Source organism: Muriicola sp. E247 (assembly GCF_041358175.1).
Taxonomy (GTDB): Bacteria; Bacteroidota; Bacteroidia; order Flavobacteriales; family Flavobacteriaceae; genus Muriicola.
Window position 1 is genome coordinate 739,199 of record NZ_JBGKBE010000001.1, and the last position, 17,349, is coordinate 756,547.

Genomic DNA, 17,349 nt, shown 5'->3' on the forward strand with positions numbered 1-17,349 from the left:
AGGAGGCCTCAGGCCTCCTTTTTTTTAGTTTTTTTCTTCCTCCGGTTTTCCCTTTCTCGATTCCAACGCTTGTTTACTCAGGCTGGCGAGATTAAAATTAGGTTCAAGAGCAAGTGCTTCGTCTATGGTGCTAATAGCGGCTTCAATATTGGCGTGATCTGTATTGTATTGGACCAGCCCCTTTAAATGCAATAAAGCAGCTTTCAGGGAAACTTCATAGGGTTGCTGTCTTTCGTAGAAAGCATAGGTCATTTCCTCCTGAACATTCGCCAGAGCATATTCAATATTCGCCATTGCGCCATCATTGTCGCCGGTCTGGATTTTTAAATCAGCAATTTCATATGCGAGGTAGGCATTTGGAGATCTTTGATTCAGTATTTCAAATTGCTCCAACGCCCTTTTAGGCTGATTGATCGCTTTAAGGCTGATGGCTTTTACCTGTACAGCCAGATCAGAATCAGCTTCGTTTTTTTCTATACCAATAGTATTAAGGGCCTGTATATGCTGATTGTTGTTTGCGTAAACATACCCCAGGGTATCTCTTCTTTCCTTAGAGGGAGATATTACATTGAGATGCGTTAAAGCATTAATTACGCCATTGACATCCCCCTGTTTTTTCATCTGGGTATAAAAGGCTTCGTAGTGCGATTTCAGGTCGGTTGAACTCTGTCCAAAGGAATAGGAGGCTGAGATCAATAAAAGGATAACTATACGTATTCTCATTTTCTACACATTTTAGTGCGGCAAAATTAATATTAATTTTTGGCTTCCCCTATGAAATGACTGGAAATGATATCATTAGGAGAATAGCTGAATGTAATTTATGGAACTGATGAATTTATACGCCGGAGGTATCTATCGGTTTTTTAAATTCGAATCCCAGAGATTCAAGGGTTCTGGCTTTGACTACCTTCCCCGATTTTCCTGCATATCCCTTTTTATAAGTAGGTTCCGCCAGACCTCGTTTACGGGCTTGCTCACAGTAATATTCTCTTTTAGTAGGATGTAAGGGATAAACACCATTGATAAGAGTATTCCACCAGGCTTCGGAAATTATGCTGGTTAAAATATCGAGACAATCATCCAGGTGGATCAGGTTAATGAAATCATCTCCGTTCGTTAGATTTTGCTGCCCTGATAAATAGGTAACCGGATGCCGGTCACTCCCGATCAGTCCTCCAAATCTCACTATAGTAGAATCCATAGAAGAATCCTTTACAAAAAGGTTCTCGGCTTTGAGTACGGCTTTGGCAGATGCCGTAACAGGTGCGGGCTTGGTTTTTTCTGTAACTTCTCCCTGCAGTTTTCCGTAAACCGAAGTACTACTCACAAAAATAACCTTATCAATATGCATAATCCTGCATGCCTCGTATAACTGTTCAATTTTAGCTAGGTAGTCAGTGGAATCTCCCTCTCTTTTTGGAGGGATGTTTATTACCAGTACGTCCACTTCTTTCAGGAAGTCGATTAGATGCCCCCTGGCTCCCTCTTTGAACAATTCAACGTAGAATGGGTTAATCCCTTCCTGCTTTAAAATCTCCAGGTTCGCTTTAGTTGTAGTAGTTCCTGAAACGGTATACTTGAGTGAAATCATTTTTTTGGCCAGGGCGAAACCCAGCCAGCCACATCCCAGTATGCCGATGTTAGGTTTCAATGACGGATTGTTTTTTTTGTAATTATAGCATCATTCAAAACAAAAGGCATTGGAATATTGTCTTCCGGTCTGGGAGGGATTTCCATAAGAGGATGCTCTAAAAGATCATTCGAAGCTTCGTATAAAGTCAGTTTCAATTCAGCACCTGCAGGGATACTCAACTTTAACATGGTAGAATCGTTATCGCTGATATAATGCGTAAATAAGCGTGTACCCCGCTGTTTCAAATAGAACTCGGAGAGTTCGATCCCATTCACACTGGCTTCGCTTACCGGTGTAGTATCTGTGTATACATCAAGTCTGTTTACCGTCCGCTGAGGAAAAATGCCTATTTCAAGAATGCGTTTCTGATCCAGAGTGGTGTCGTTTTCAATGGTGACTACCGGTCCTGGGATTGATTTGAGTGGGGCTTTTGAGGAATAGGTAATTCTTGAGCCGTATTTGCTATAAATAACATTATTCATTTTATCTGGCCTAACCTTCTCTTTTCCCAGGGTTGCTGAGGTCCATTTAGAAAGCTCGTGTTCATAGGTGCCCCATCTGGCTTCTTTTTCGTCTGTATCAAGAATATAGACCAGACTGGTGGGTTTGGCCTTTTCAGGGGTAAAATCCGATTGGAAATGAGCAATAATCAGGGCAATAAGGCCGCCAAGGAAACTGAGTGTTCCCAGCAATTTCTTGCCGGTATAACGGGCAGTTAAGGGAGCTAAAAGCCAAAATCCAAGCGTTGTAAATGCAGTGGCTGTAACCAGCATTTTAAGGCCTAAAGCTACAGGGAACATTGCAATAAAGGGTGCGTAGATAAAAACGGCCGGGAGGGTCAGAAACCACATCAGCAAGGGATCGGGTTCCTTTTGGTAGAGGGTAACTAACAGGGATGCCAGAAGGGCGTACAGGGGGATGACAAAAAAGCTTGCCCCGGGAAGGTACTGCGCTACTGCCCAGCAAATAAGCAGCCAGATAAGTGCAGGAGCTATTAGCAGATCGGCTACTGTAATCGATTTTACCAGACGATACATCCAGAAACAGACCGCGAGAGAGAGAAATACAAATGCCAGGATATAAGTGTGGCCGTTATAGGGAAATCCGTGCAAGATGTCTTTGTATTCTGGATATACAGCAGTAAGCAGGCCCCAGATATAATATCCTATGGAACCATTGATCAGAAGCGAAGCCAGAACAGGGATAAAACCCTTTAGAATCCCCTTTGAACTAAGTGTTTTATTCTTAAGACCGAAGAATAATAAGACCAGGAAGACCCCCACAGCAAGAAACCACATAGGCCAAATCCAGTCGAAAGGATAATTAACCAATTCAAATACAGGAATGTTAAAATATACCTCATCATTCAGGCTTTTCAGTTGCCCAAGATCAGTTTCACTAAAATGAAGAAGCAGGGGCATCAGGTAACTACCCTGGTGCGTTAGAGAATTCCGATTAAGCCGTTCATAAGAATCGCGCACAGAGTGATAATCGTAATGGTCATCGATAAAAGCAAAATTAAAACCTTCAATATCCTGGTCTTCGCGGAACACGGTAAGGTCAGTATCATTGGGAAGCAGTTTATAAATACTGTAGGCCAGCGAATTTGTCACGGGAAAAGCCGGATTCGCCTGTACAAACTCTTTTAACAACTTTTCATTGCCCCTGTTAGTCTCCATAAACATATAGCTGGGACCACCACTTCCCCTGGCTTCAAAATTGAGGATGAGCCCAACATCTGAGGTCCAGGGATGCCTGTTCGAAAACAAGTCGGCCCCATTGAGTCCCAATTCTTCAGCATCGGTAATCAGGATAATGATATCGTTCTTTGGCGTTATTTCCTTCTCAAGGAAGGCACGAATTCCTTCTAGAATTGTTGCAACTCCGCTTCCGGCATCGCTGGCTCCCAGAGAGGAGTGGGGGTTGCTGTCATAATGAGAAAGAAGCAAAAGTGCTTTCCCATCTCCGCTACCTTTAATTTTGCTTACAATATTGATCGCTTTGCTGTAATTGGCCCAATCGCCGGCAGTATATCCTTGCTGCAAGCTAACTTCAAGGCCCATCGCTTCCAATTCGCTAACAATATACTCTCTAACCTCTTTATGCGCCGGAAATCCAACGGCATGTGGTTTTCTCGATATTTCCTTCACGTGTTTCAGAGCCCGGTCTGTAGAAAATCCGTATAATTCATTTATACTGGTATTGGAATCAGAGGGCATCAGAGCTTTAAAACTCCAAATCACGGCAAGAACGAGTAGCGGAAGGGTAATCCAGAGCCTGGTTTTTTTCATGTGTTGTTATTCTTCTTTAAAAATAAAAAATAATCACTGGTCACTGTTGTTTGTCGACTAATTTTAGAAGATATACCCAAATTTCTTATATTTAAGGCTAACCAATTTAAAACTAACAGGTATGGGTATTAAAAGTTTTATGGGCCGCAGAGCCAAAGAAGTGTCCAAAAAAGAATATGATGCCCCTATTTTGGTTGAAGACTACATGACTAAGAAGCTGATAACCTTCAGTCCGGACCAGTCCATTCTTGAAGTCATGGAATCATTTGCCAAAAACCGCATTTCCGGTGGTCCGGTCCTGGATGATAATGGATTTCTGGTAGGTATAATTTCGGAGGCAGATTGTATGAAGGAAATATCAGAAAGCAGGTATTTTAATCAGCCTATCCTCGATAAGAACCTTGAACGTTTTATGACAAAAGAGGTTCAGACCATCCCGCACGACATGAGCATTTTTGATGCAGCAGGAGAATTTCATAAAAATAACAGGCGAAGGTTGCCGGTGATGAAAGACGGACTCCTGGTGGGTCAGATCAGCCGAAAGGACATTGTGATTGCAGCCTTAAAACTTACCAGTCACAATTACAAGTAAAAAGAAAGTACAATTTAAAGAATAGCCTGTGGCCATGGTCACGGGCTATTCTCGTTTTACGATCATATAGTAATCGTTATCCAAAGGCAAATACCCTAAGTCATACACAAAATAATAAGTAGTGCCTTTTTTAGTGTTGTAAAGGTTGGTGATATATTCAAAGTCGAACCCCTTGTCTAACAATCGCGTCTTTGTCGTCCTGGTCTTGCCGTCCTTTAGGGGAAAGCTATCTAGGATTCGATAATTTTTTCGCAGCCTGTTGTTAATATTGCGAACGAGATTCTTACTGTCTTTGTTGAGTTTATTGTTGTAGGCATTCCTGCAATAATCCGAACAAAACTTCTTATCCACCCTTCCTCTGATGGGCTCTCCACATTCCAAACACTGCCTTTCCATAGGATCAAAAGCTTAACTTGTTTCCTTTAAAGATCGCTTATTTTACAGAAGTTGACAAGCAGGGAAATCAAAACCGATTATTCCCGTTCCATGATCAGTGCAGGTAAATCCAGTTCTTTATAAGTACGATTAAAGGACTCCATTTCCTTCTGAACAATAGTCTCCCATTCCACTTCAAATCCTGCCCATTGTTTTTGCAGGTCCCTAAGCCGTTCTTTAGCCCCTTCGGTCACTTTTGGTTCTGCAGCATCTACATAATCTTTGAGATTCATTAACTCGGCATTTAGTTGGTTGTTGTAATTAATTACATCCTGGAAGGTTTTCTGTCTGGGTTGAATAAGGTTCTTTTCCCATTGGTCTATCCTGTTTATGAGGCTATCTCCCTGGGTAAGCAATTCTTCAGCAATTTCATATCCCTTAAGTGTTTCCTTGTAGGCTTTAACCTGTTTCCGTACAGATCGCATTTCATTTACTGCATCGTGAATATCTGTGATCATAGATTCAATGGTTGAAAGTATTTGCTGCTGTTCCCTGTAATCTGCCATAGTAGCTTTTACATGCGGATGGGGAAGAACCGTTACTGTGGTTTCTGTAGTGACATCACCATGGGACAATCTGAGCTGATAATTTCCCGGACCAACTCTGGAACCGGCATAATTTCCATAGACAAATACTTTATCCACTGCCGGAAGTGGATCCTTCCTGAAATCCCAGGTAAAGCGGTTATAGCCTTTTTTAGAGGGAAGTACCTCTGGCTTGGAAGGGCCACCGGGCCAACTTTTAAAGCCCTCAATTTTCTCACTGCTATAGGTACGAATCGTATTTCCATTTCTGACTACCTCCAGCTTCAGGTGGAGACTGTCAGGCTTATCGGCGAGAAAGTAGTCAAAAGTAACTCCTTGCTTAGGATTCTGTCCGAGTCCCGGCACAGGCCGGTCTATACTTCCTCCAAAAAACAGATAAGCATCCTTTGGTTTGACTATGGTTAAGCTCGATGGATGTACGGGTCCTGCCTGAATGCCACCCAGGTCATCGAGAATCCAGAAGGAACGGCCAGCTGTGGCTACGACCAGGTCGTTGTCCTGGAAGATCATATCATTAATGGGAACTACTGGGAGGTTGAGCTGAAAGGGTTGCCAGTACTGGCCACCATTAAATGAAACATACAATCCGGTTTCAGTCCCGGCATAGAGCAAGCCGGGTCTTACAGGATCTTCGCGAACCACACGAACAAAAGTATGAGGGTCAGAAATACCTTCAACAATCTTTGTCCATGTTTCTCCATAGTCTGACGTTTTAAATATATAAGGTTTCAGGTCCATGGTTTTGTATCGCATGACTACTGCATAGGCTGTAGCCGGATCATGAGGAGATACTTCAATACTGTTTACAATACCATCGCCTATTTCCCTGGGGGTTGCATTGCGCCAGGTTAGTCCGCCATCACGAGTAAGGTGAATAAGGCCATCGTCTGAACCTGCCCAGAGTACCCCTTCTTCGTGGGGCGATTCTACAAGCGACATCAGGGTGTTGTAATTTTCCCCTCCTGCTGCTTCATTGGTATAGGGTCCGCCCCCTGGACCTTGTTTGTTCTTTTCGTTTTTAGTCAGGTCCGGACTTACCACTGTCCAGCTATGTCCTTCGTCGGTCGATCTAAAAACTACGTTACCAGCGTGGTAGATGGTTTTTCTGTTATGTGGCGAGCTGATGATGGGGGCATTCCAATTATATCGGTATTTGAAATCGGCCGGCACATTGCCCAAGGCAAGTTCCGGATATTCTTTGATGGCCTTCCCTTCGCGTGAAGCTTTCACCCATTTTTCAATAATACCCTGATAGCATCCACCGTAGATAACCTCAGGATAATCGGGATCAAATGCCAGGAATGCACTTTCACATCCTGCTACGGAATACCAGTCTTTCCAGTCGATTCCCCCATCAGCTGTCCTGCTGGCGATGGAAATGGCCGAATTGTCTTGCTGACCTCCATAAACTCGATAAGGGACCTGATTGTCTGTGATCACCCTGTAGAACTGTGCTGTGGGTTGTATGGCCTGAGAGCTCCAGCTCTTTCCTCCGTTATTGGAAATATTGGCTCCTCCATCATTTGAATTGATCATCTTCTGATTGTCATAGGGATGGATCCACAAATGGTGATTATCCCCATGTGGGGTAGAAAGATTGGAAAAAGTTTTACCTCCGTCTATCGATTTCATTACGGGAGCATTCAATACATAAACGATATTTTCATTCTGGGGGTCAGCCAGGATTTCCATATAATACCAGGACCTTGCAATATTTACTCTGTCTTTATTGATCTGCACCCATTTTTTTCCGGCATCATCAGAACGATAGACCCCGCCTTTATCATCTTCTGCTTCAATAACCGCAAAGACCCTGTCGGGATTTGCTCTGGAGACTGAGATACCTGCCTTACCGAATTCTTTTGGCAGACCGGTTTTCATCTTTTCCCAATTCAGACCTCCATCTGTGGATTTAAAAAGTCCGGACATAGCCCCGCCTGATTCCATGGTCCAGGGATATCGACGATGCTGCCACATGGCGGCATAGAGAATAAGAGGATTTGTCATATCCATAGAAAGAGATGAGGCCCCTGTGGTTTCATCGAGATACAGTACTTTCTCCCAGCTGTTTCCCCCGTCTGCAGAGCGATATATCCCCCGATCTTCAGAGGGGCCGTATTGTGCTCCCTGGGCTGCTACAAATACAATGTCAGGATTGGTCGGGTGGATGATCACATCTGAGATATGACGTGTAAAGTCGAGTCCCTTGTGTTTCCAGGTCTTCCCGGCGTCAGTTGAGATGTAAATGCCGTCACCCATCGAAGTCATCACCCCTCTGGCAGCATGTTCCCCCATCCCGGCGATTACGAGATTCGGGTTGCTTTCTGATACGGCGATGGCGCCAACGGTACCCGTTTTAAAGAAGCCATCTGAGATGTTTGCCCAGCTAATCCCGTCATCTGTTGTTTTCCATACCCCTCCACCGGTACTTCCCATATAATAGGTCATGGGCTGACCTACAACTCCGGAAGACGCAACACTTCTACCTCCCCTGAAAGGACCTATGTTTCGCCATTTAAGTCCGTGATAAAGTGAATCTTGAACAATGGTTGGAGGGGGTGATTTGCGCGATTTTCTTCTTTGTGCCTCGAGGGAGAAGGGAAGGATCAGCAAAGCAAGGAGTAAGATATTCGTGAGTTTCATATTCTTAGGTTAGCGTTTTATTTATTGTTAGACCGTATCAAGATCTTTTATAGAACCAGATTAAAATTTGGCAAGAGATTTTTGAATGATCAGGGTTATGTAGTCATTGTCATATATAATCAATCAATGCCACCTTCTCTGTTAGGAGATCTTGGGGAGGGCCATTCTCTTTTCTCCCCAGTTCTTGGATTGATTGAAAGCACTGCTTTCTCCCTTGAGGTTTTTTCAGGGTCTTCACTGGCCATATAGGTCAGGATGGCTGTCAGGATCACATTGTTACGAACGTCGTCAAAGACAATCTTGTCATAGGTATCGAGGTTAGTGTGCCAGGTATAATTCCAGTAGCTCCAGCTTAGTGAACTCAAAGAGAAAGCCGGTGCACCTTTGGCCACGAAGGAGGCGTAATCTGATCCTCCTCTTCCGGGATTACCGGGGAAATTCGTTTCAATATGTTTGGTGATACTTTCAGGAACTGCCTCCATCCATTTGCCCAGGTAGGCATAGGAATGCAGGAAGCCCTGCCCTGAAAGATTTACTACCCTTCCGGTTCCATTGTCCTGATTAAAAAGGGCCTGCAGCCCTTCTACAACCGCAGGACGGTCTTCCACAAAGGCTCTTGACCCGTTCAGGCCTTGTTCTTCACTTCCCCATAAACCCACAATGATGGTGCGTTTAGGATTGGGATATAATTTTTTGAGGATCCTTGCGGTTTCCATCATCGTAATGGTTCCTGTTCCGTTGTCTGTGGCACCTGTACCTCCGTCCCAGGAATCAAAGTGAGCAGAAAGTACGATGTATTCATCGGGAAACTCTGTGCCCGGTATGGTTGCGATGGTATTAAAAGTAGGGACTCTGCCCAGTTCTTTTGATTGGGCCACTACTTTGATGAGGGGATTACCTCCATTTTCAACCATGCGGTAGAGCATGCCGTAATCTTCCAGAGAAAGATCCACAACGGGTATTTTCTTGGTATTTGCACTAAATATTTTGTTCGCTCCAAAACCGGAAGACCAGCGCGATTGGATAATTCCTGCGGCTCCGGCCTCTTCCAGGGCCCGGTTGATTGTACGGCTGGTGTATCCTGTATTGCGGATTTTCTGACGCCAGGCCTGCTGTTGTGCATTGCGATCCGACTTCATCTTTTCGAAGGATTCGGGGGTTGCGAATTCCTCCCAGTTGTAATCAGGCCTGCCGGTAGGTTGAGGCATGGATACCAGAACAAACTTACCTTTAACAGCAGAAACCCAATTGTTAAAGGCCAGGGAATCAGCCAGGGTGGGTATTGTAATAAGGTTAGCTTCAATTCCTTTGGCAGAAGTACCCGGGCTCCAGGCTAGTTGTCTTCCACTGAGGGAAACAACTCTTGGTGACAGCATGTCGATATGGGTAATTCCACGTTCCCATCCTCTCCATGTACCCCAGGATTCATTCTCTGCGGAAATTCCCCATTTTGAAAATGTATTCACGGCCCAGTCATGAGCGCTTTTCATCTGAGGTGTACCTACCAGGCGAGGACCTATCACATCCATGAGTTCATGTGCCAGTTGAGGGAGTTGTGAATTTTCATTGGCTTCCTTTTCGATGGCAGCTGCCATTTCTTTTGGGGTTTGAGCCAGTAAGGATGATGTAAATGCCGATAGGAGGAAAAGAAGGAAATATTTTTTCATTGTCATTTGAAGATTAATTTGAATCTCCAATATAAAAAGAATTATTGTGCTCTGTCCTGTTTTAACTCAATTAGAATGACAAAGAAGAGAAGAGCTATTTAGATGGTAGCAAACGACAACAAACGATTACAAACGAAAATAAATAAGTAACAACCAACTCCTGAGTTTTAGGGGTCCTAGGTTTGCAGTGTCGGAATGAGAACCGAAAGTATTAACTGTTTAACCTTAAAATTAGTAATCATGAATGCACTTAAAAACAAAGTACAGTTGATTGGGAATCTGGGACAAGACCCGGAAGTTGTAAATCTTGACAGTGGGAGCAAGCTGGCGAAATTTTCTATCGCCACCAATGAATCCTACAAAAATTCACAAGGCGAAAAGATCACGGAAACCCAATGGCACAATATTGTTGTCTGGGGTAAATTAGCTGATGTAGTGGAGAAATTCCTGTCTAAGGGCAGTGAAGTAGCCGTAGAAGGAAAACTGATTCACAGGACCTATGAAACCAAAGAAGGGGAGAAGCGATATGTCTCTGAGGTCAAATGTAACGAGCTGCTGATGCTGGGAAGACAGTAATTTGCACATAGTCGATAAAGGGGGCATTTTGCCCCTTTTTCTTTTTCAGTTCGAGGTTTCTGGTTAACTTTTATAAACACAAAATCGAACCCTTTTATCAAATAAGGTAAAAAGCAGAATGATGATACTCATCCGCAAAACTCTGACTGCCGTACTCGTCCTGATGACCTGTTTGGGATATTCTCAGGAGGACGGAACGGATCTTGCTTTTTCGGATTTTTATAAACAAATGGCGAACAGGGATGCTCGGCTCGAGGCAACACTTGAATTCAGCACGGAAGACGATGAGGCCGACTATTGGAGGGACCAGTTAAATTTTGAGATGCGTTTAAAGAAAGACTCCTATCGCGCCTATAAGACCTATATATATTTTAAGAAAAAGTCGTATCAGGAACACCAGAAGGAATGTGATATTGCACAATACCACGGGAAGGGATATGTCAAAAAAGCCTTATTTTATAACATCCATGGATTGAGTTCTTCCCTGGAGGATGGTGATGTTGCTAAACATACCAAAATAGCACCCACACTTGCCTCAAAGAATAAATAGATTTGTGCTGAACTAAGCAACTTTTTTAAGTAGATCAAAACAGGGACAGCGCTTACAACGCTTCGATTCACACTTCTTGTATTTCTTACAGCACTTCGATTTGCAATTTCCACAAGATAAAGCATGTACTGCCGCCTCCCGCGACTTTTTTATTTGCTTTTTCTTCTTTTTGGCTTCTTTTTTCTTTTTCCCCATGCGGATAAGATGTAGAACTCAAAAATAATTATTTTTATTTAGAATTAATAAAAATAAATAAAAAAATTACTGGGCGGGGTCACCGGCAGCACTATCAGCTGTGATTTGCTGAACATCCCTGTCAAATAGATACAGGCCACCTTTGTCATTGCCAATCAAATTAATCTTGTCTAAGATATTCCTGGCAAGGGCTTCTTCCTCGATCTGTTCAGCTACATACCATTGAAGAAAATTATGGGTGGCATAATCTTTTTCCTCAAGTGCCACATGAACCAGTTCGTTTATACTCTGAGAAACAAAAATTTCGTGCTCATAGAGCTCCTGAAACATTTTCTGAAAGCTGCCAAAATTTTTCTTAGGCGCTTTTAAGTCGGTAATATGCGCATGTCCTCCCCGTTCATTTACGTATTTGATCAGTTTGAGCATATGCATTCTTTCTTCATCGGAATGTCGGTACATGAATAAAGATATTCCTTCCAGTCCTTTTACTTCAGCCCAAGAGGCCATTGCAAGGTATACTTGTGATGATTCAGCCTCTACCCGGATCTGTCCGTTCAGGGCTTTTTCCATTTTGTCGGTTAACATAGATTACATTTTTCATAAAAATAAGCATTCCCCGGAATTCCAAACATGACTTTGATCAGATTAGTGCCAGCGAAATACCATATCTTCTAATTAGGATACCTCAAAAATAAAGTTCCTGAGCAAGCCGAAAAGTATTAGCATGGGCTTCTACAATGACTTTGATTTCTTTGGAATAACCCCCTCCCATGCTGCATTGCAAAGGAATTCCGAGGTCCCTGCATTTTTTCAGTACATACTCATCCCGTTCCTTACAACCCGTGGGACTGAGACCCAGTGTTCCCAGTTTATCCGTAGCCAGGACATCTACTCCACAGAGGTAAAAAATAAATTCAGGCTTTACTTCTTGGAGTAATTCTGGAAATACATCTTTGAGGACTTTGAGATATTCCTCATCTGAGGTTCCCTTTTTCAGGGCAATATCAAGGTCAGAGGTTTCTTTCTTAAAGGGGTAGTTTGAACTGCCGTGCATGGAAAAGGTAAAAACGCCTGGGTCTTGTTGAAAAATCTGGGCTGTCCCATTGCCCTGATGCACATCGAGATCTACAATCAAAATTTTTCCGATTTTCAATTCCTTCTGCAGGTACCGTGCCCCGATGGCCTGATCATTTAGCAGGCAAAATGCTTCCCCTCTGTCGGTATAGGCATGGTGAGTACCCCCGGCAATGTTCATGGCAATTCCGTATTCCAGGGCATATTCACAGCCTTTTATCGTCCCGTCAGCAATGATCCTTTCCCTCTCAACCAGCACTTCACTCAAAGGGAATCCAATTTTCCTTGCCTCCCTGGGAGAAATTTTCATATTGAGAAGATCGTAAAAGTAATCGGCCTCATGTACAGCAAGAATATACTTGTCATTGGGAATTTCAGGTTCAAAGAAATTCCCGGCAGAACAGGTCCCTTCATACATCAATTGCTGAGGGAGGAGATCGTATTTGATCATGGGAAACCGGTGACCTTCGGGAAGAGGATGTCTGTAAATAGGATGAAATGCGATTTTCAGCACAGACTATTGAATCTTCAGTTCAACAACATCAGATACAAATTCGTTATCATTTACGATTCCCTCAATATACAGCTTAACAGCGGGCAGGCCGTAATTCAAAAAGCTGAATTGCCCAATACCCTGGGTATCAACTACCACCATAGGATGCCAGTCGATAGCTCCGAAACTATTAAAAAAAGTACCCGAATAACTATTGTACATGGGATTGTAAAATCGTTTGTCTGAAGTAAATGTTATTGGGATGTCATAGTCGATCAGACTGTTTCCGAATTGTGCCCTCCGAGCTCTTGACGGATCCGTGACGATACGTATCACACCGCCCCCGCCTCGGATACCCGCGCCCACACCTGAAGGATTTATTTCGATATAATCGACCTGATCCATAGCGAATCGATATAGGAGTGTAAAATTAGTGAGCTGTACCCCGTCGAGAATAATCAAAGGGGTTGCGTTGTTGAGAGAATTCGGATTTCTTGCCCTGATTGTGAATACCCCGGAGCTTTCATCTATGGCATACCCCCTTGAACTAAGATAGGTACTTAACATCATATTACGTCGCCAGTCATCATCCTCAAAGAAATCAACTCTGCCCACACTATTGTTTCTAATTTTCTCAATCCTTTGTGCCTTACTTTCTTCAAGCAACAGTACTTCATCGAGCATCTGTACCTTGTAGAAGCCCTCGAATGCTGAAGCTTCCTGAACTTCTTTTAAAATTCTACCTTCCTTATTTCCAAGTATTGACACCTGATTTAACCCTAGTGGAGGCGTGTAAGAGGGTTTAAACTGCACAAAAATCTTAGGTTGATACCACTTGCCATTTTTGTCAATCGCCGCTATCTCTAATTTTTCGCCATCGATGGGAAAGAAGTTATCCTTCGAAAAAAATTCCTGCTCCTCGGCTACAGTGATGAATTCAGAGTCATTGAATTTTGTTGGCGAGATAAAATAGTCGTTTGTCTTCTTCTCATTAAAGGTCACTTTATAGGTAATCCCTTTTTCAAAATCGAAGAGATATTTGGGGGGCTTGTTTATAATCGTATTCCATTGGTAACTGCTCCACCCTTGGGTAAGGAGAAGATTGTCTAATTCATAGGCTTTTCTCGGTGTCGGGTTGATAAAGTAGTAAGAGGCGTTTTCAACCGGGCCTTTAAGATAGGGGGTAAGGAGGGTATAGGATGGCAGGTTATGGTGTCCTTTATAAGCCCCGGTATTTTCCGGAAGGACCGAAACACTTAGGGAATTCCAGTATTTTGGATCGATTCCCTTTACAGAAAACGAAACTTTAATGGAATCATTATTATAGGAGTGTTTAGCCGCTTCGATTTTATGGGTTACAACACCCTTATGGTTAAAATATAGTCGCTCAAATACAGGTGTTCCGGTTTGATCAAAGAGGGTAAATACATTGATTCCGGGATAGAGGTCCTGTTTCGGAAATACTTTGATTACCTGGTCCTGATCTGCAAAGGAAATGTCAACAGCTTTTATGCTGTCTCCGTTGTGTATGCTGAGTAGAAAATTCTGATCCTTCTGATTTGCCTGATCCAATCTGGCATTTAAGATCAGTCCGAGTTTATCCCTGAGGTCCTGAATAGTACAACTTATCCCTTGTCTTTCTATATACCCCACAGGGATTTTAAAATCTTTGTTATTAATACTGAAGGTGGCAAAGTATCTAATTCCCTGTTTTGGGATAAGGGCAAACCTTCCAATTCCGAAGGAGTTTAGTTTAAAGTTCGCCACTGCCTTCCCTGTTTCGTCTTCTACGGTTCCTTCCACAAATGGGAAACCAAAACCTTTTTCATCTTTAATGACGACCCCGTAAATGGAATTGATCCCAACCAGAGCATGCCCGCTTTCCGGGAGGAATTGTGCGTCGACCTGCAATTCAATTTCCTCTGTTGCGATCTCCTCAGTTTTCTCCGGATCTATAACGGTCAGCTCCTGTTCATAATAATTGGCTTCGGAAAAATTACGCATCCAGTTGGTATACGCTTTAAAGCGATAGCTGCCCGTTGTAAAGGTACTGTCGAGCCTGATCAATCCGCTTCCCACGCCATTTTCTATTCTGATAAGTTGTTTTTTTACATCCCGATCGAGACTGTCCTGTATGATACAGTAGAGATTTTTCGTTTCCAGCGAACGTTTCTTTGTATCCTTGTCGAGTACATAGGCCTTGTACCCAACTCCTTCTCCTTTTATAAATACGGATTTGTTGAGATGTACAAACACCACTTCCCTCGGGAGTTCTGAATATGCCTCAAAAGCAGGAACTACATCATCAACCGCAGATGGTGGCTGGGCCATTGTGTGAGAAAAAGTAAGTAAGAAAAATGAGAGAAGCAGATATTTCATAGCAGGGTACTTGTGTTATTGAAGATTCAAAGAAAGGGGAATCCTACAAAAAATAAAAGAAATTGGAAGTACTTTTTCTTTAAAGAAATACAAGATACAGTCTAGGAAATAGTCGCTCCGTTATTGACGTCTGAGGCATCCGGACTTAAAAAAACCAAACTACCTTCCTCGTTCTCTGTCATTAAGATCATCCCTTCACTTTCAACGCCTCGTAAAGGTCTGGGAGCCAGATTCACCAATACAGTGACTTTTTTTCCAATAATTTCCTCGGCAGAATAATGCTCTGCAATTCCCGAGACAATGGTTCTTATGTCAATCCCCGTATCCACTTTAAGCACCATGAGTTTTTTGGTTTTTGGCATTTTTTCTGCTTCGAGTATGGTCCCTACTCTCATATCCATTTTGGTAAAGTCATCGTAGGTGATGGTTTCTTTTTGTGGCATTACATCTTTATTTTGTGAGGTGTTAGCTTTTCTTGTAGCCTGTAATTTATCGAGTTGTGCTGTAATCTCGCTGTCCTCAATTTTCCGAAACAACAACTCGGGTTTTCCTAAAACATGTGCTTGTGGAATCAGGGTTTTTTCTGATGAAATACTATCCCATCCCAATTCTGCAGTCATTTCCCCAAAGCCCAGCATCACTTTTAGTTTTTCTGAAGTAAAGGGCAAAAAGGGTTCACTCAGAACAGCCAGACCTGCTGCAATCTGTAAAGCGGTATGCATGATGGTCGCTACTCTGCTTTCATCTTCCTTAATCACCTTCCAGGGTTCCTGATCTGCCAGGTATTTGTTTCCAAGACGGGCGAGGTTCATCAATTCCTGACCGGCTTCTCTGAAGCGATATCGCTCAATGGAATCAGCGATGTCTTCCGGAAACTGCCGAAGGGCTCTCAAGGCTTCCTTGTCATCTGAAGTCAATACTCCCGCTTCCGGAACAACTCCCTGGTAATATTTTTGGGTAAGGACAACCACCCTGTTTACAAAATTCCCAAAAATGGCCACAAGTTCATTGTTGTTGCGTGCCTGGAAATCGGCCCAGGTAAAATCATTATCCTTGGTCTCAGGTGCGTTTGCCGTCAGGGTATACCGAAGTACATCCTGTGCATTGGGGAAGTCGAGCAGATATTCATGCAGCCATACTGCCCAGTTTTTGGAGGTTGATAATTTCTGTCCTTCGAGGTTTAGAAATTCGTTGGCAGGCACATTTTCGGGCAGGATAAAGTCGCCATGCGCCTTGAGCATACTGGGGAAAATGATACAATGGAACACAATATTATCTTTCCCTATAAAGTGGACCAACTTGGTGTCTTCCCCCTGCCAATAGGGTCTCCAGTCTTTTCCTTCACGTTCGGCCCATTCTTTGGTAGAAGAAATATATCCAATCGGAGCATCAAACCATACATACAACACCTTCCCTTCACCCCCTTCTACCGGAACGGGAATTCCCCAGTCGAGGTCCCGCGTCACCGCCCTGGGTTTAAGTCCGTCGTCAATCCATGACTTACACTGGCCATAAACATTGGGCTTCCAGTCATTTTTATGTTCTGCCAGAATCCATTGTTTCAGGAAATCTTCGTATCGTTCCAAAGGCAGAAACCAGTGTTTTGTTTCCTTCAGGGTTGGGATTGCACCGGAAAGGGTCGATTTTGGGTTGATGAGGTCGGTGGCATTCAGGGAAGAGCCACAGTTTTCACATTGGTCCCCATAGGCCTCTTCATGTCCGCATTTGGGACAAGTCCCTGTCACAAACCGATCAGCAAGAAATTGCTCTTCCTGTTCATCGTAAAGCTGTGCTGATGTTTCTTCAATGAAATCTCCTTTATCATAAAGTTTGAGGAAAAAATTACTGGCGGTCTGATGATGGATCTTTGCAGAGGTTCTGGAATAGTTGTCAAAAGTAATTCCGAAATCCTCAAAGGATTTTTTAATGATCCCATGATATTTATCGACCAGCTCTTTGGGTGACACTCCCTCTTTTTTTGCCTTCATCGGTATGGCAAAGCCGTGTTCATCGCTGCCGCAAACAAAAACAACTTCTCTGCCGGTAAGACGTAAAAAACGGGCATAAATATCAGCGGGGACATACACCCCTGCTAAATGCCCGATATGAATAGGGCCATTGGTATATGGTAATGCAGCAGTTATAGTGTGCTTGGAGAATTTCTTAGGTTCCGATGCCATTAAGCTCAAGGATTAAGGCACAAAAATAACCATTTTTTAATGCCTGCTCTCCGGCGGGAGGAAAAAAGAAAACCTCCGTATGTCCGGGACACA

The 17,349-nt window shown here is 43.3% G+C and carries 13 protein-coding genes; 3 read left to right on the top strand and 10 right to left on the bottom strand.

The features are described 5' to 3' along the window. Window positions 1–24 precede the first annotated feature (24 nt). From ACA086_RS03255 to ACA086_RS03265, 3 genes are all read right to left on the bottom strand, one after another. Entirely contained in the window at window positions 25–723 is a 699-nt protein-coding gene (locus ACA086_RS03255) for a hypothetical protein (protein WP_371001909.1), read from the bottom strand. Between the two features lie 115 nt (window positions 724–838). Then, window positions 839–1,654, bottom strand: coding sequence for an NAD(P)H-binding protein (locus ACA086_RS03260; RefSeq protein WP_371001910.1), 816 nt, complete (start codon window positions 1,652–1,654; stop codon window positions 839–841). Continuing rightward, a complete protein-coding gene (locus ACA086_RS03265; protein WP_371001911.1) occupies window positions 1,651–3,927 on the bottom strand; it encodes a M28 family peptidase in 2,277 nt (758 codons plus the stop codon). Before ACA086_RS03265 ends, ACA086_RS03260 begins: the two co-directional genes overlap by 4 nt. A gap of 121 nt (window positions 3,928–4,048) precedes the next feature. Between ACA086_RS03265 and ACA086_RS03270 the strand changes: the two genes are divergently transcribed. Then, on the top strand, window positions 4,049–4,519 hold the full coding sequence (locus tag ACA086_RS03270) for a CBS domain-containing protein (protein WP_369746747.1): 471 nt from the start codon (window positions 4,049–4,051) through the stop codon (window positions 4,517–4,519). A gap of 45 nt (window positions 4,520–4,564) precedes the next feature. Here ACA086_RS03270 and ACA086_RS03275 read toward each other — a convergent pair whose 3' ends face one another. The 3 genes from ACA086_RS03275 to ACA086_RS03285 form a co-directional block, all read right to left on the bottom strand. Further along, window positions 4,565–4,915: a DUF2116 family Zn-ribbon domain-containing protein gene (locus tag ACA086_RS03275; protein WP_371001912.1), complete on the bottom strand. Its 351-nt coding sequence runs from the start codon at window positions 4,913–4,915 to the stop codon at window positions 4,565–4,567. A 77-nt stretch (window positions 4,916–4,992) separates the two neighbouring features. Then, window positions 4,993–8,142 carry a glycosyl hydrolase gene (locus ACA086_RS03280; protein WP_371001913.1) on the bottom strand — a complete coding sequence of 1,050 codons (3,150 nt, stop codon included), beginning with the start codon at window positions 8,140–8,142 and terminating at the stop codon, window positions 4,993–4,995. A gap of 119 nt (window positions 8,143–8,261) precedes the next feature. After that, the gene (locus ACA086_RS03285; RefSeq protein WP_371001914.1) at window positions 8,262–9,809 is read right to left on the bottom strand and encodes a M20/M25/M40 family metallo-hydrolase; all 1,548 of its coding nucleotides are present in this window, start codon (window positions 9,807–9,809) and stop codon (window positions 8,262–8,264) included. A gap of 240 nt (window positions 9,810–10,049) precedes the next feature. Here ACA086_RS03285 and ACA086_RS03290 point away from each other — a divergent pair, with 240 nt between their 5' ends. Together ACA086_RS03290 and ACA086_RS03295 are read left to right on the top strand one after the other, a co-directional pair. Next, entirely contained in the window at window positions 10,050–10,385 is a 336-nt protein-coding gene (locus tag ACA086_RS03290) for a single-stranded DNA-binding protein (RefSeq protein WP_371001915.1), read from the top strand. A 118-nt stretch (window positions 10,386–10,503) separates the two neighbouring features. Then, on the top strand, window positions 10,504–10,935 hold the full coding sequence (locus ACA086_RS03295) for a hypothetical protein (protein WP_371001916.1): 432 nt from the start codon (window positions 10,504–10,506) through the stop codon (window positions 10,933–10,935). A 261-nt stretch (window positions 10,936–11,196) separates the two neighbouring features. Here the strand turns inward: ACA086_RS03295 and ACA086_RS03300 are convergent, their stop codons facing one another. The 4 genes from ACA086_RS03300 to metG form a co-directional block, all read right to left on the bottom strand. Continuing rightward, on the bottom strand, window positions 11,197–11,715 hold the full coding sequence (locus ACA086_RS03300; protein ID WP_369746753.1) for a ferritin: 519 nt from the start codon (window positions 11,713–11,715) through the stop codon (window positions 11,197–11,199). A gap of 100 nt (window positions 11,716–11,815) precedes the next feature. After that, window positions 11,816–12,718 carry a histone deacetylase gene (locus ACA086_RS03305; RefSeq protein WP_371001917.1) on the bottom strand — a complete coding sequence of 301 codons (903 nt, stop codon included), beginning with the start codon at window positions 12,716–12,718 and terminating at the stop codon, window positions 11,816–11,818. A 3-nt stretch (window positions 12,719–12,721) separates the two neighbouring features. Then, window positions 12,722–15,076 (bottom strand): hypothetical protein, encoded by a 2,355-nt coding sequence (locus ACA086_RS03310; RefSeq protein ID WP_371001918.1) that lies wholly within the window; start codon window positions 15,074–15,076, stop codon window positions 12,722–12,724. A 101-nt stretch (window positions 15,077–15,177) separates the two neighbouring features. After that, the gene (gene metG, locus ACA086_RS03315) at window positions 15,178–17,256 is read right to left on the bottom strand and encodes a methionine--tRNA ligase (protein ID WP_371001919.1); all 2,079 of its coding nucleotides are present in this window, start codon (window positions 17,254–17,256) and stop codon (window positions 15,178–15,180) included. Between the last annotated feature and the right edge of the window lie 93 nt (window positions 17,257–17,349).